General features: G+C 68.0%; 15 protein-coding genes. 7 read left to right on the top strand and 8 right to left on the bottom strand.

The genetic code is table 11. The features are described from left to right. Positions 1-4: 4 nt before the first annotated feature. Complete coding sequence (locus ACFWO8_RS07115) at positions 5-2,002, bottom strand: APC family permease (RefSeq protein ID WP_378944944.1); 1,998 nt, start codon at positions 2,000-2,002, stop codon at positions 5-7. A 171-nt stretch (positions 2,003-2,173) separates the two neighbouring features. Between ACFWO8_RS07115 and ACFWO8_RS07110 the strand changes: the two genes are divergently transcribed. Continuing rightward, positions 2,174-2,839: a potassium channel family protein gene (locus ACFWO8_RS07110; protein ID WP_378944941.1), complete on the top strand. Its 666-nt coding sequence runs from the start codon at positions 2,174-2,176 to the stop codon at positions 2,837-2,839. A 4-nt stretch (positions 2,840-2,843) separates the two neighbouring features. Then, positions 2,844-3,515 (top strand): potassium channel family protein, encoded by a 672-nt coding sequence (locus ACFWO8_RS07105; protein ID WP_378905736.1) that lies wholly within the window; start codon positions 2,844-2,846, stop codon positions 3,513-3,515. A gap of 3 nt (positions 3,516-3,518) precedes the next feature. Here ACFWO8_RS07105 and ACFWO8_RS07100 read toward each other — a convergent pair whose 3' ends face one another. The 3 genes from ACFWO8_RS07100 to ACFWO8_RS07090 form a co-directional block, all read right to left on the bottom strand. Continuing rightward, positions 3,519-4,163 carry a sigma-70 family RNA polymerase sigma factor gene (locus ACFWO8_RS07100; protein ID WP_378946205.1) on the bottom strand — a complete coding sequence of 215 codons (645 nt, stop codon included), beginning with the start codon at positions 4,161-4,163 and terminating at the stop codon, positions 3,519-3,521. A 129-nt stretch (positions 4,164-4,292) separates the two neighbouring features. Further along, a complete protein-coding gene (locus ACFWO8_RS07095) occupies positions 4,293-5,039 on the bottom strand; it encodes a DUF3159 domain-containing protein (RefSeq protein ID WP_378944936.1) in 747 nt (248 codons plus the stop codon). Positions 5,040-5,042: 3 nt separating this feature from the next. Further along, positions 5,043-5,450 carry an OB-fold nucleic acid binding domain-containing protein gene (locus ACFWO8_RS07090; RefSeq protein WP_101466671.1) on the bottom strand — a complete coding sequence of 136 codons (408 nt, stop codon included), beginning with the start codon at positions 5,448-5,450 and terminating at the stop codon, positions 5,043-5,045. 74 nt (positions 5,451-5,524) lie between these two features. Between ACFWO8_RS07090 and ACFWO8_RS07085 the strand changes: the two genes are divergently transcribed. Beyond that, positions 5,525-6,289 carry an alpha/beta fold hydrolase gene (locus ACFWO8_RS07085; protein ID WP_378944932.1) on the top strand — a complete coding sequence of 255 codons (765 nt, stop codon included), beginning with the start codon at positions 5,525-5,527 and terminating at the stop codon, positions 6,287-6,289. Between the two features lie 104 nt (positions 6,290-6,393). On the opposite strand, the gene ACFWO8_RS07080 is transcribed toward ACFWO8_RS07085, so the two are convergent. Both ACFWO8_RS07080 and dut read right to left on the bottom strand, forming a co-directional pair. Continuing rightward, entirely contained in the window at positions 6,394-7,302 is a 909-nt protein-coding gene (locus ACFWO8_RS07080) for a DUF3710 domain-containing protein (protein WP_378946202.1), read from the bottom strand. 5 nt (positions 7,303-7,307) lie between these two features. Continuing rightward, a complete protein-coding gene (gene dut / locus ACFWO8_RS07075; RefSeq protein WP_378944927.1) occupies positions 7,308-7,778 on the bottom strand; it encodes a dUTP diphosphatase in 471 nt (156 codons plus the stop codon). 72 nt (positions 7,779-7,850) lie between these two features. On the opposite strand from dut, the gene ACFWO8_RS07070 reads away from it, so the two are divergent. Continuing rightward, the gene (locus tag ACFWO8_RS07070; protein WP_378944924.1) at positions 7,851-8,387 is read left to right on the top strand and encodes a DUF3093 domain-containing protein; all 537 of its coding nucleotides are present in this window, start codon (positions 7,851-7,853) and stop codon (positions 8,385-8,387) included. An 84-nt stretch (positions 8,388-8,471) separates the two neighbouring features. Here the strand turns inward: ACFWO8_RS07070 and ACFWO8_RS07065 are convergent, their stop codons facing one another. After that, complete coding sequence (locus ACFWO8_RS07065; protein WP_056811237.1) at positions 8,472-8,774, bottom strand: DUF4193 domain-containing protein; 303 nt, start codon at positions 8,772-8,774, stop codon at positions 8,472-8,474. Positions 8,775-9,149: 375 nt separating this feature from the next. Here ACFWO8_RS07065 and cei point away from each other — a divergent pair, with 375 nt between their 5' ends. After that, positions 9,150-9,833, top strand: coding sequence for an envelope integrity protein Cei (gene cei / locus ACFWO8_RS07060; protein WP_378944921.1), 684 nt, complete (start codon positions 9,150-9,152; stop codon positions 9,831-9,833). Between the two features lie 45 nt (positions 9,834-9,878). On the opposite strand, the gene ACFWO8_RS07055 is transcribed toward cei, so the two are convergent. Continuing rightward, a complete protein-coding gene (locus tag ACFWO8_RS07055; protein ID WP_378944918.1) occupies positions 9,879-10,814 on the bottom strand; it encodes an inositol monophosphatase family protein in 936 nt (311 codons plus the stop codon). Positions 10,815-10,922: 108 nt separating this feature from the next. Between ACFWO8_RS07055 and ppgK the strand changes: the two genes are divergently transcribed. Both ppgK and ACFWO8_RS07045 read left to right on the top strand, forming a co-directional pair. Beyond that, a complete protein-coding gene (gene ppgK, locus ACFWO8_RS07050) occupies positions 10,923-11,681 on the top strand; it encodes a polyphosphate--glucose phosphotransferase (protein WP_378944915.1) in 759 nt (252 codons plus the stop codon). A 246-nt stretch (positions 11,682-11,927) separates the two neighbouring features. Continuing rightward, on the top strand, positions 11,928-13,301 hold the full coding sequence (locus ACFWO8_RS07045) for an RNA polymerase sigma factor (RefSeq protein ID WP_378944910.1): 1,374 nt from the start codon (positions 11,928-11,930) through the stop codon (positions 13,299-13,301). Positions 13,302-13,381 lie beyond the last annotated feature (80 nt).

Below are 13,381 nucleotides of genomic sequence, written 5' to 3'. Positions count from 1 at the left end.
CCGCTCATTCGCGATCTCCTGGTCGTTCGAAACCTCGGCGCACCGATCCCGGTGCGTTCACATCTGCTGTCTGCTTGGCGCGGGCGGAGGAACTGAGCTGCCACGGCACGCTCGTCACCATCACACCGGGCTCGAACAGCAACCTGCCCTTCAACCGCAACGCGGACTGATTGTGCAGTACCTGCTCCCACCAGTGGCCGACCACATATTCGGGGATGAACACGGTAACCACGTCGCGCGGTGCGTTCTTGCGCACACGCTTGACGTAGTCGAGCACCGGCTTGGTGACCTCGCGGTACGGCGATTCGATCACCTTCAGCGGCACGTTGATCTCGCTGTTCTCCCACTCGCGTACCAGCTTGCGGGTGTCGGCGTCGTCGACGTTGACCGTCACCGCTTCGAGGGTGTCCGGGCGGGTCGCCCGTGCGTAGGCCAGCGCCCGGCGGGTCGGCAGGTGAAGTTTGGAGACCAGCACCAGGGAATGGGTGCGGCTGGGCAGCACACCGTCCCAGTCGGATTCGTCGAGTTCGCGCGAGACCGAGTCGTAGTGCTTGCGGATCAGCTTCATCACGATGAAGATCGCCACCATCACGATGATCGCGATATAGGCGCCGGCGAAGAACTTGGTGACCAGCACGATCACCAGCACCGCACCAGTCGCCGTCAGACCGATCGCGTTGATGACCCTCGACCGCTTCATCTTCGACCGTTGCGCCGGATCGGTTTCGGTGCGCAGCAGCCGCGTCCAGTGCCGCAGCATGCCGGTCTGGCTCAACACGAACGAGACGAACACGCCGACGATGTAGAGCTGGATGAGCTTGGACACCTCGGCGCCGAACAGCACCACGAACGCGATGGCCGCGCCCGACAGGAACAGGATGCCGTTGGAGAAGGCCAACCGGTCGCCCCTGGTGTGCAGCTGACGCGGCAGGTAGCGGTCCTGCGCGAGAATCGAACCGAGCACGGGGAAACCGTTGAACGCGGTGTTGGCGGCCAGCACAAGAATCAGCGCGGTGACGATGGTGATGAAGAAGAAACCGATCGGGAAGCCGTGGAACACAGTCTCGGCGAGCTGGGCGATCAGCGTCTTCTGGTGGTAGTCGGCGGGTGCGCCGATCAGATTCGAGGTGTCGTGGGCGTAAACGATGCCGATCTTCTGGGCCAGAATAATGATGCCCATCAGCAGCACGATCGCGATGGAACCCAACAGCAGCAGGGTGGTCGCGGCATTGCGCGACTTGGGTTTCCGGAACGCGGGAACACCGTTGCTGATGGCCTCGACACCGGTCAGCGCCGCGCAGCCGGAGGAGAAGGCGCGCGCGATCAGGAAGGCGAAAGCAATGCCGTAGAGATGTTCGTCTTCGGCGTTGAGCCCGAATCCGGCGGACTCGGCCTGGATGTCGTCACCGAGCACGTAGGTCCGGAACAGACCCCAGACCAGCATCGCGCCCATGCCGAAGATGAACGCGTAGGTCGGAATCGCGAAGGCGGTCCCGGATTCGCGAACGCCACGCAGGTTGATCGCGGTGAGAATCGCGATCGCCACCACGGCGAACAGCACCTTGTGCGTGGCGACGAACGGAATGGCTGACCCGATATTGGAGGCGGCCGAGGAGATCGACACCGCCACGGTGAGCACGTAGTCGACCAGCAGCGCGCTGCCGACCGTCAAGCCCGCGTTGGGGCCGATGTTCGTGGTCGCGACCTCGTAATCACCACCGCCGGAGGGGTACGCATGCACGTTCTGCCGGTAACTGGCGACGACCACCGCCATCACCAGGGCTACCGCGAGACCGACCCACGGCGCGTACACATAGGCCGAAATGCCCGCCGCCGACAGCACCAGGAAGATTTCCTCCGGGGCGTAGGCGACCGACGACATCGCATCGGAAGCGAACACCGGAAGAGCGATACGCTTGGGCAACAGCGTGTGGCCGAGCGTATCGCTACGGAACGGCCTGCCGAGCAGCACACGCTTGGCTGCCGTCGTCAACTTGGACACCGGGCTGAGCATAGAGGAATTGAGGAGCACCTTCGCGCGCACGTTCATCGGCGTCACGGGGATGTCCGGATTGTTTGTACCGCGTCGGCGCGGGGAAAATGGGCGATGGGAGCATCCGGCGGGTACGGTCCTTGCCGGACGCCACGGGTAGGCCAGGAACGAGGGTGCACGGTGTACGTAGTGATCATGGGGTGCGGGCGCGTCGGCTCGTCACTGGCGCGTGCGCTGACCCGGGTGGGTCACGAGGTCACGGTCATCGACCGCGATCCCGCGGCGTTCCGCCGCCTCGGTGAGGGCTTCACCGGGCAGGAGGTGATCGGCGTCGGGTTCGATCGCGAGGTGCTGACCCGCGCGGGGATCGAGCGGGCCGACGCGTTCGCCGCGGTGAGCTCCGGTGACAACTCCAACATCATCTCGGCCAGGGTGGCCAGGGAGATGTTCGGTGTCGAACGTGTCGTGGCTCGCATCTATGACGCCAAGCGCGCCGAAGTGTACGAACGGCTCGGCATCCCGACCATCGCGACCGTGCCGTGGACCACCGACCGGTTCCTGCGCACCCTCATCGGCGACAACTCGACCACCACCTGGCGCGATCCCACCGGCGCGGTCGCGGTGACCCAGCTGACCCTGCACGAGGACTGGTCCGGCCGCACGGTCCGCGATCTGGAACGCGAACTGCAGGTGCGGGTGGCGTTCATCCTGCGCTTCGGCCAGGGCCTGCTTCCCGAATCCAAGACGATCGTCCAGGCCGACGACATCGTCTATGTCGCGGCCACGTCCGGCACCGTCGGCGAGGCGATCGCCCTGGCCGCCAAAGCCCCCGTGAGCGAGGACTGAACATATGAAGGTCGCCATCGCCGGAGCGGGCGCGGTCGGGCGCTCGATCGCCAGGGAACTACTGCGCGGGGGGCATCGGGTGATGCTGCTCGAACGCCAGCTCGACCACATCGACCCGGCCGCCATCCCCGACGCCGTGTGGGTCCACGCCGACGCCTGCGAGCTGTCGCTGCTGGAGAACGCCGATCTCGAGACCTACGAGGTGGTGATCGCGGCCACCGGTGACGACAAGGCGAATCTGGTGCACGCGCTGCTCGCCAAGACCGAGTTCGGGGTGCGCCGGGTGGTGGCTCGGGTCAACGATCCACGCAACGAATGGCTGTTCAACGAGTCGTGGGGCGTCGACGTGGCGGTATCGACACCGCGGCTGCTCGCCTCGCTCGTCGAGGAGGCCGTGTCGGTGGGTGATCTGGTGCGGCTGATGACGCTGCGTCAGGGACAGGCCAACCTGGTCGAGATCACCCTGCCCGCCGATACCCAGCTGGCCGGCAAACCGGTGCGCACGCTGTCGATGCCGCGCGACACCGCGCTGGTGACGATCCTGCGCGGTGGCCGGGTGATCGTGCCGCAACCCGACGATCCGTTCGAGGGCGACGACGAACTGCTGTTCGTCACCTCGGTGGAAGCCGAAGAGGACCTGCGGCTGACCCTGGCGACGCACGGTGTGAGGCCGTAGCCCTTACGCCACTTTCAGTTCCGCGCGCAGCTTGGTGAGCGCGCGGTGCTGCATCACCCGGACCACGCCGGGACTGGTGCCGATGGCCTCGGCGGTCTGGGCCGCGCTCCAGCCGAGCACGATCCGCATCACCAGCACCTCCCGGTGATTCGGGGCGAGCACCTTCATCAGTTCGTGAGTGGCGGCGCGGCGTTCGAAGGCGAGTACCCAGTCCTCCGGTCCCGCAGAGGCGCTCGCGGTGTCGGGGAGGTCGGCCGTCGGGTAGGCGGTGTGCTTGCCGCGACGAAAGGCGTCGGAGACCTTGTTGGCGGCGATACCGTAGACGAAGGCCAGGAACGACTTGCCCTGATCGCGGTAGCGCGGGATGGCGGTGACGGTGGCGATCAGGACTTCCTGGGTGACATCCTCGGCGGTGACGGTGAGATGGCCGGTGGTGCCCATCCGCGCCGAGCAGTACCGGCGCACCAGCGGATGCACCAGGCGCAGGATCTCCGCGACGGCGTCGCGGTCACCGCGGGCGGCCGGGCCGATCAGCGCGTCGAGTTCGGCGCCGATGCGCTTGCTCTCCGACAGCACCGGCGCCGGGATCTTGGCGGCGTCGCGGCGGGCAGCGGTGGCCGGTCGCTCATTTCGGTGCTCGGTTGCCATCATGGTCGCCGGTCCTCTCACGATCATCGCGTGTTTTTCGGTACGCATTGATCGTGCGACGAACAGGCGGTCGCAACCAGGCACCCCAGGGTGGGTACTTCCCCACCTCCGGCGGCGCGCTACCCACCCTTACGCGGACACGGATTCCGTTCCGGCACCGGACTTGTCGGCTTTCTCGGCAGGCAGATGTCCGGCGCGGCGCACCGCCCACACGGTGACCACCAGGGCGATCGCGGTGAGCGGCCAGCCCATGCCGATGCGCGCCACGGCCAGCCAGGTGGTGTGGTCGGTGTCGTAGAGCTGTGACTGCACCAGGTAGCGGGCACCGAACACGACCACCCAGACGCCGGTGGCCAGGTCGTAGAGCTGACGAACGCGCTTGTCGGTGCGCCAGCGGTGACCGTGGCCGTTGAGCGCGCCCCAGATCACGCCGACGAGCGGTCTGCGCAGCAGGATCGACAGCGCGAACACGCCCGCGTACACCAGGCTGGTGTAGATGCCGAACAGGAAGAAGCCCTTGGCCTCCCCCACCCGCTGGGCGATGAGCGCGCACACCCCGACACCGAGGAAGCCGGAGATCGCGGGCTGGATGGGGCTGCGCTGCACCAGCCGCCAGATGAGGATGGCGGCGGCGACGCCGAGGGCGGCCCAGATGGCCACGGTGAGGCCCGCGAAGGTGTTCACCGGGACGAAGACCAGAACGGGCAGGGTGGAATAGATCAGGCCGCTGAAACCGCCGAGCTGCTCGAGCAAGGTCTGTTCGGCCTTCTCGACCTCGGTGTCGATCTCCGGGTCCACCGATTCATCGGTGACCACGGGCAACGCCACGGTGGCTTCGGGGTCCGCGGCAATGCGGTACTCGTCGCTGGAGGGCATACGTCAGCTGTTCCCGCGCAATTCGTAGTAGGGGTTGAAGATCACCTTACGGCCGTCGCGGTCGCCGACGCGGCCGCGGACCAGAATGCGCCTGCCCGGTTCGATTCCGGGAATGCGCCTGCGCCCGATCCACACCAGGGTGATGGCGTCGGTGCCGTCGAAGAACTCGGCCTGCACGGTGGCACCGGCCGCCTTCGGACACGCCTCGACACTGCGGAGCCTGCCCAGAATCGTCGCCTCTTCACCGCGACAGCAATCCTTGGCCCGCCGGGCACCGGAGGCATCGACCGTCTCCGCCAATTCCTCGGCGTCGAGCTGATCGATATCGGCGGTGAGACGACGACCGAGTCGACGAAAATATCCCGAGTCCGGACCCGATCCCGACTTGTGTCCGCCCGTGGATGACGACATGGCACGCTTCTCCCGCTAGTTGGCCGTACACCGCCACTGTAGATGGGCAAACGCCCGGCCGCTACGCTCGGTCGGTGTTGTGCACCCCACCCCAGGTCACCGTGGTCGCCCTGCCGGGGACCGGCTCCGATGCCGCTTTCGCCGCCCGCGCGTTCGGGCCTGCCGCCCATGCGCACGGACTCGCGTTCCACGCCGTCGAACCGGACCCGCAGGCCGTGATCGGGAGCTGTACCGCGGCTTTGGACGCTGCCGCGGCGCGCGGTCCGGTCCTGGCCGCGGGCATCTCCCTCGGCGCCGCGATCGCACTCGACTGGGCAGCCGAGCACCGTACCGCGGTTGTCGGTGTCATCACAGCATTACCCGCCTGGACGGGTGCCGAAACCGCCGCGTGCCCAGCGGCGTTGAGCGCTTCGGTTACCGCCGAGCAACTGCGAGCCGATGGCCTGGAGGCGGTGATCGAGCGAATGCGGGCGTCGAGTCCGCCGTGGTTGGCCGACGCGCTGACCCAGTCGTGGCGCGGACAGTGGCCGCATCTACCCGCGGCGCTGGACGAGGCCGCGGGGTACGCGTGGCCGTCGACGGCAGCGTTGGCCGCCAACAATGTGCCGGTCGCGGTGGTCGGCGCGACCGACGACCCGGTACACCCGATCGCCGTCGCCGAAGAATGGGCGGCAACATTGCCGTCGGCCCGACTGCACCGAGTGACACTCGCCGAGCTCGGCGCCGACCCGGCAATACTCGGGCATGCCGGGTTCGCAGAGTTGAGCGCGTTACTGCCAGCGACCACTCAGGCAACGGAAAGCCTTGCAGAACAACTGATTTCGCGAGTACATGGGTAACTCGCCGGGCACCCCCAACACAAAACTCACCCCGAACCGCCGGCCCGGCCACTAGCTGAACCGCCTCCCCACGACCGGCAAAAGTCGCGGAGAGGCGGGAAAGCCTAGTTCAGGCCTAGTTGTTGCATGGCCGAACCGTCCGCGCCTCGACGCGGCTCGTCCGGCAGCTTCGGCGGGAGGGCCGAGGGCGGCGGGGCGGCCGCGGCGGCCGCCTGGGCCTCGAGGGCGTCCTGCTGGGCCTGGACCTGCTGCTGGTGGGCGGCGGCCAGCTGTTCGGCCAGTTCCTGGGGTAGGACCACCGGGAGCGGGTCGCGCACGGGCAGTGGCTCGGTACCGCGGCGGACCACGGCGTCGGCCAGGACCGCGCGCGCGGCGGTGATCAGCGGGCTGCGGTCGTCGACGGCGCCCTTGGGACCGGCGGCGACCAGACGGATCATCCAGCGCGGGCCGTCGACGCCGATGAAGCGCAGGTCGGCGCCCTCGGTGATCGCCTTGACCTCACGGCCCCACGGGCCCTTCTCGACGGCCACGCTCGCGCCGTCACCGCGCAGCGACTCGGCCAGATCCGCGGCGACCGTGCGCCATTGGCCCGCCGACTTCGGCGCGGCGTAGGCGGCGACGGTGAGCCTGCCGTGCTCGGTGGCCAGGTGCACCGCCTGCGGGGTGCCGTCGGGGCTCATCTCCACCTGCAACTGCCCGCCCTGGGGCACCGGAATGAGCACCGAACCCAGGTCGAGGCGCCGCGAGATCGCCTCGTCGGAGACCTCGCTGATGTCGTAGGGGCCTGCGGCGGCATCGGGGGCGTGGTCGAAGTTGCCGTAGATGCGCTCATCGGTCGGCGCGTCGTCGAAGTCGAGGCGCGCGAAGTCGGGGCGCTGGAACTCGTCGGTGTCGTACTCGTCGGAGTCCGCGTCCAAGTCGTAGTCCGCCTCGTCGTACTCGACGTAGTCGGCGTCGTCGTACTCGACGTAGTCGGCATCGTCGTCGCGCGCGCGCTTCTTCTTCCCGAACAGACCCATCACGCCTCCTTGCCGGCCAGGCTGGCGTGCCCGCCGCTCGACCCGTATCCGCCGGTGCCGCGGGCGGTGTCGTCGAGATCGTCGACCTCGGCGAAATCGACCGGCTCGACCCGCTGCACCAGCAACTGCGCGATGCGGTCACCGCGACGCAGCTCGATGGCGGTGCGCGGGTCGTGGTTGATCAGGCACACCTTGATCTCACCGCGGTAGCCCGCGTCGACCGTGCCGGGCGTGTTGACCACCGACAGACCGGCCTTCGCGGCCAAGCCGGAACGGGGATGGATCAAGCCGACCGTGCCCATCGGCAACGCGATCGCGATCCCGGTGCCGACCAGCACCCGCTCGCCCGGTTCGATGATCACATCCTCGGTGGTACAGAGGTCGACGCCCGCGTCACCCGGATGGGCACGCGTCGGCACAGGGATGCCGGGATCGAGCCGCCGCAGCGGAATCGGTGCAAGTGCGTTCACATCGGTCGAGACTACGCGGTCGAGGCCGGACCTTCTCGTCGCAGCCCTGGTGCGGTGACCTAGTGTTGAGGGGTGCCCGACCAGCCCGATTCCCCGACCACCGCGACCGCGGACACCGACCACCGCGCGCCGAGCGCGCAGGGTCCGTCGCCCTACTCCGAGCGCCTGTGGGTGCCGCTGTGGTGGTGGCCGGTCGGCTTCGCGATCGCGGGCCTGCTCGCGGCCGAGATCCACATGGGCGCGCCGGGGCTACGGGCCTGGCTGCCCTACGTTCTGCTGGCGCCGGTCCCGGTCTGGATTCTGTTGTGGATGAGCAGGCATCGCCTGGATGTCACCGTGGCCGACGACGGTACGGCGGAACTGCGCGTCGACCGTGCCCACCTACCGGTGAGCTTCGTCGCGCGCGCCACGGCCGTCGCGCCGACGGCCAAGAGTGCGGCGCTGGGCCGACAACTCGACCCCGCCGCCTATGTGCAACACCGGGCCTGGATCGGCCCGCTGGCATTGCTGGTGCTCGACGACCCGGACGACCCGACGCCGTACTGGTTGGTCAGTACGCGCAGGCCGGACCGGGTCTTGGCCGCGCTCGGACTCCCGAGCGCGGGCTGACCCTTCCTCGCTGATCCGTACCGGATCAGACTGCGCGGCCCGTGCGGATCATGTCGACCGCAAGGTGCCGCACACTGCTTGCCGCTAGAGCGCGCAGTCCATGCAGATCAACTGGCCACCCTTCTCGGTGGCCAGTCGGCTGCGGTGATGCACGAGGAAACAGCTCGAGCAGGTGAACTCGTCAGCCTGCTTCGGGACCACCCGAACGCTGAGTACCTCGTCGGACAAATCCGCGCCGGGAAGCTCGAACGATTCCGCTGTATCGGATTCGTCGATGTCCACGACGGCGGACTGCGCCTCGTTGCGGCGCGCCTTCAGCTCCTCGAGCGAATCCTCCGACACCTCGTCGGATTCGGTGCGCCGCGGTGCGTCATAGTCGGTTGCCATGTCGTCTTCCCCTCAGTCCTTACTCCGTATATCCCGGATCAGTCGATTGCCGTAACCCCGCAGGGGTCCGGCGTTCGTACCGCCCCGCCGGTGGTGCACCTCACACGTGCACCGGTCGACTATCAGGTTCGACCGGCTAGCGATCTACTCCGACAGCGTTCGGTAAACGCAGGACATGCCCTTGTTGTTCCCGCGACCGACCACCGTTTCACCGGTAAATATTCGATCTGGGCGGGCAGACAATAGCGGACCAACGGGCGAAAGTCGCAATCAAACCCCAGCCGTGCCGAAACCGACGACGAATCGTCACCTGCTGGGAAACTCGCCGAGACCTCCCCGACTCGCGTACCGCGGCGGGACTCGTAGAGTGAGCGCGTGGTTTCACTGATCACCGAAGGCAGCGCGACTGATCGCGACGGCAAACCCTTTCCGCGGCGGCGGCCCGAGCTCTGGCTCGCGCTGGTCCTCGTGCTGGCTCTGGTGAGCCTGTTCGTCTGGATCACGGCGTTCCGAACCCGTGACGACAGCAACGAACCGATGGCGTGCAACCCGCCGAGCACACCGACGGCCACCAGCGCACCGCAGCCCGCGGCTCTGGGTACCCGGGTGGGTCCGACGCGGCTCGCCGAGGTCGACCCGGCGGCCCTGTCGGAGTCCAGGGTGCGGGTGTTCAACGCCAACGGCAAGAGCGGTCAGGCGGGCAACATCGCCTCGGCACTGGCCGACCTCGGCTTCGCCGGCGCGCCGGGGACACAGGTCGGTAACGATCCGGTCTACGTCGCAGGCGACCTCACCTGCACCGGTCAGATCCGGTACGGCGTGAACGGTCGACCGGCGGCCGCCTCGGTGCAGTTGATCGCACCCTGCGCCGAGCTGATCGAGGACCCGCGCACCGACGACACCGTCGATCTGGTTCTCGGGCAGGCGTTCGGCGAGTCGCTGCGCCCCGGCGCCGACGCCGAGGCGGTGCTCCGGTCGCTGAAGAACCTGGCCCCTGGCGCGAGTTCGTCCTCGATCGACCCGGACCTCCTCGACGCCGCGCGCGAAGTCAAATGCTGAGCTGATGTCTTTGCGGCCGGCGCCGCTGGTTTTCGGCCGCGATTGTCAGTCCGGGAGCGCGGTCGGCGCGCCGGCGCGGTCGAGTAGGTCGTTGAGGTCCTTGGCGATGCCGGGGGCGGCGACGACCGTGAGTTCGCCCGCGGCACCGCCGACGGTGACCGGGGGGACGTGCACGACCGCGCCCGCTTCGGCGGCGATGAGGGCGCCCGCGGCCCAGTCCCAGGCGTTGAGGCCGTGTTCGTAGTAGGCCTCCAGCCTGCCCGCGGCGACATGGCACAGGTCCATGGCGGCGGCGCCGAGGCGGCGGATGTCGCGAATCTGCGGGAGGATCTCCGTGAGCAGCTGCGCCTGGCGGGCACGGCGCACGCTGCCGTAGGCGAAGCCGGTGGCTACCAGGGCCACCGAGAGCGAATCCTCGCTACTGCAGCGAAGTGTCACGCGGGTGCCGTCCGGGCGCACAGCGTGCGATCCAGCGCCCAGTGCGGCACTGTAGGTGGTCGCGGCGGCTACGTCGACCACGGCGCCCGCCACGGGCTTGCCATCGACCACCGCACCCACCGAGACGGCGTAGCCGGGTAGCCCGTAGAGGAAGTTCACGGTGCCGTCGATCGGGTCGACGACCCAGGTGACAGTGCCCGATGCCGTGGCGCCGACATCGCCGCCACCCTCCTCTCCCAGAATCGCGTCGTGGGGCCTGCGCTCGGCGAGCAGGCCACGGATCAGCTGTTCGGATTCGGTGTCGACGATGGTGACCGGATCGGTGACGTGCCCCTTGGTGGCCACGGCGCCCACCACGGGTCCGTCCTCGGCGAACACCTCGGGCCTGCGGGCGCGCACATGCGCGGCGGCCGCTTCGGCGAGCTCGACGGCGAGGCGCCGCAACTGCTCGTAATCGGCGGATGCGACGGGGGCGGGGGCGGGGGCGGGGGCGGGGGCGGGGGCGGGGGCGGGGGAAGTCTCGGGCTCGGTGTATTCGGGCACCGCTCCATCGCATCACATGTCGTGGCGCGTCGCGCGAGAGGTGACTACCGCTACTCTGCTTGCTGGTGCCTGTCAGGCACATCGACCGCGTCAGCAAGGGGTTGAACCATGTCCACTCGGGGGCACGCATTCGGGATCGACATCGGCGGCAGCGGGGTGAAGGGCGCCGAGGTCGATCTGGCCACCGGGCTGCTCACCCATGACCGCATCAAGATCGCGACACCGCAGCCGTCAACGCCCGCGGCCGTCGCCGCGGCGGTCGCCCAACTGGTGACGCAGGCGGGGTGGGACGGCCCGGTCGGCATCACCATGCCGTGTGTGGTGCTCGACGGCCACGCCAGAACCGCGGCCAACATCGACCAGGCCTGGATCGGCACCGATGCCCGCGCCTTGTTCGCGCAGGCACTGGGTGGGCGAGCCGTCACCGTGCTCAACGACGCCGACGCCGCGGGCCTGGCCGAGGATTCCTACGGCACCGCGCGAGACCTCTCCGGGCTGACCCTGCTGCTCACCTTCGGCACCGGCATCGGCTCCGCGCTGCTCTACAACGGCGTGCTGATCCCCAACTCCGAACTCGGCCATCTCGAGATCGATGGCGCCGACGCCGAGGATCTCGCCGCGGCCTCGGTCAAGGACAACGAGGATCTCACCTACCCCGAGTGGGCGCAGCGGGTGAGTCGCGTGTTGGGTCACATCGAGGATCTGTTCTGGCCGAAGGTGATCGTGGCGGGCGGCGGCATCAGCCGTGATCACGAACAGTGGATTCCCTTGCTCACCAACCGAACTCCCGTGATTCCGGCCGTATTGAAGAACACCGCGGGTATCGTCGGCGCGGCGATGGCCATCGATGCGGGCATCGCGCCGTAGCCCGGCGCGGCCTGCGACGCAACGCCTGGGTGGCATCGTGCCATGAGTACCCTGGTTGGATCGTTACAATGGAACACGTCCGGCGGTGAGCCGGTGAAACCTTCCGGCCGCGGCCGGTCGCGAGAAGGTCGGTGAACGAGCGCCGACTTCCCCCGGCCGACGCATCGCCGGTGCAACCCGACCGACCGCTCCGCCGGAAAACCACTCTGGCGTGACGCCGCACGAGACCGTCACGAAAGGGCGTACGTGGTAGCCACGAATACCCGTCAGACCGCCGACTCGGCCTCCGACGCCGATGCCGACGACGCCGCAACCCCGGCTAAGAAAGCGCCGGCTAAAAAGGCCCCCGCCAAAAAGGCCCCGGCCAAGAAAGCCGTAGCCAAGAAGGCGCCGGCGAAGAAGGCTGCCGCCAAGAAGGCTCCGGCCAAGAAGACCGCCGCGAAGAAGGCGACCTCGGGCGAGGGCGGTGACGAGCAGCTCGACGACGAGTCGGTCGACGTCGACGATCTCGGTGATCTCGAAGTCGCCGAGGACGAACTCGTCGGCGAGGAAGTCGTCGTCGAAGACGTCGCCGAGGAAACCACCGAGGTAGCCGATACCGCGGAGCCGTCCGAGAAGGACAAGGCCTCCGGCGATTTCGTCTGGGACGAGGAGGAGTCCGAAGCGCTGCGTCAAGCACGCAAGGACGCCGAACTCACCGCCTCCGCCGACTCGGTGCGCGCCTACCTCAAGCAGATCGGCAAGGTCGCGCTCCTCAACGCCGAAGAGGAGGTCGAACTCGCCAAGCGGATCGAGGCCGGCCTGTTCGCCGCGGAGAAGATGCGCGAGTTCGCCGAGGCGGGCGAGAAACTCTCGGTGACGACACGCCGGGACTTCAACTGGATCGTGCGCGACGGCAACCGGGCCAAGAACCACCTGCTCGAGGCCAACCTGCGACTGGTCGTCTCACTGGCCAAGCGCTACACCGGCCGCGGCATGGCGTTCTTGGACCTCATCCAGGAAGGCAACCTGGGCCTGATCCGCGCGGTCGAGAAGTTCGACTACACCAAGGGCTACAAGTTCTCGACCTACGCGACGTGGTGGATCCGTCAGGCCATCACCCGCGCCATGGCCGATCAGGCCCGCACCATCCGTATTCCGGTGCACATGGTCGAAGTGATCAACAAGCTCGGCCGCATCCAGCGCGAGTTGCTCCAGGACCTGGGCCGTGAGCCCACGCCGGAGGAGCTCGCCAAGGAAATGGACATCACGCCGGAGAAGGTGCTGGAGATCCAGCAGTACGCGCGTGAGCCGATCTCGCTGGACCAGACCATCGGCGACGAGGGCGACAGCCAGCTCGGTGACTTCATCGAGGATTCCGAGGCGGTCGTCGCTGTCGACGCGGTGAGCTTCACCCTGCTGCAGGATCAGCTGCAGTCGGTGCTGGAGACCCTGTCCGAGCGTGAGGCGGGCGTGGTGCGGTTGCGCTTCGGCCTCACCGACGGTCAGCCGCGCACCCTCGATGAGATCGGTCAGGTCTACGGCGTCACGCGTGAGCGCATCCGCCAGATCGAATCGAAGACGATGAGCAAGCTGCGCCACCCGAGCCGTTCGCAGGTTCTGCGCGACTACCTCGACTAACGGTTCTACGACACGAGGCCCGCACCACCGATTCGGTGGTGCGGGCCTCGTTTTCGTTTCGACCGCTACATTCCAAGCGG

The organism is Nocardia sp. NPDC058480, assembly GCF_042720495.1.
Lineage (GTDB): Bacteria > Actinomycetota > Actinomycetes > Mycobacteriales > Mycobacteriaceae > Nocardia.
The sequence above is the reverse complement of the archived record's forward strand: the minus strand, read 5'-3'. Positions and strand labels throughout refer to the sequence as shown.

Coding starts and splice junctions, on each gene's coding strand:
- ppgK (WP_378944915.1), top strand. CDS start 10,923: ATGTCCACTCGGGGGCACGCATTCGGGATCGACATCGGCGGCAGCGGG.
- ACFWO8_RS07090 (WP_101466671.1), bottom strand. CDS start 5,450: ATGTCGTCATCCACGGGCGGACACAAGTCGGGATCGGGTCCGGACTCG.
- ACFWO8_RS07095 (WP_378944936.1), bottom strand. CDS start 5,039: ATGCCCTCCAGCGACGAGTACCGCATTGCCGCGGACCCCGAAGCCACC.
- ACFWO8_RS07100 (WP_378946205.1), bottom strand. CDS start 4,163: ATGGCAACCGAGCACCGAAATGAGCGACCGGCCACCGCTGCCCGCCGC.
- ACFWO8_RS07105 (WP_378905736.1), top strand. CDS start 2,844: ATGAAGGTCGCCATCGCCGGAGCGGGCGCGGTCGGGCGCTCGATCGCC.
- ACFWO8_RS07065 (WP_056811237.1), bottom strand. CDS start 8,774: ATGGCAACCGACTATGACGCACCGCGGCGCACCGAATCCGACGAGGTG.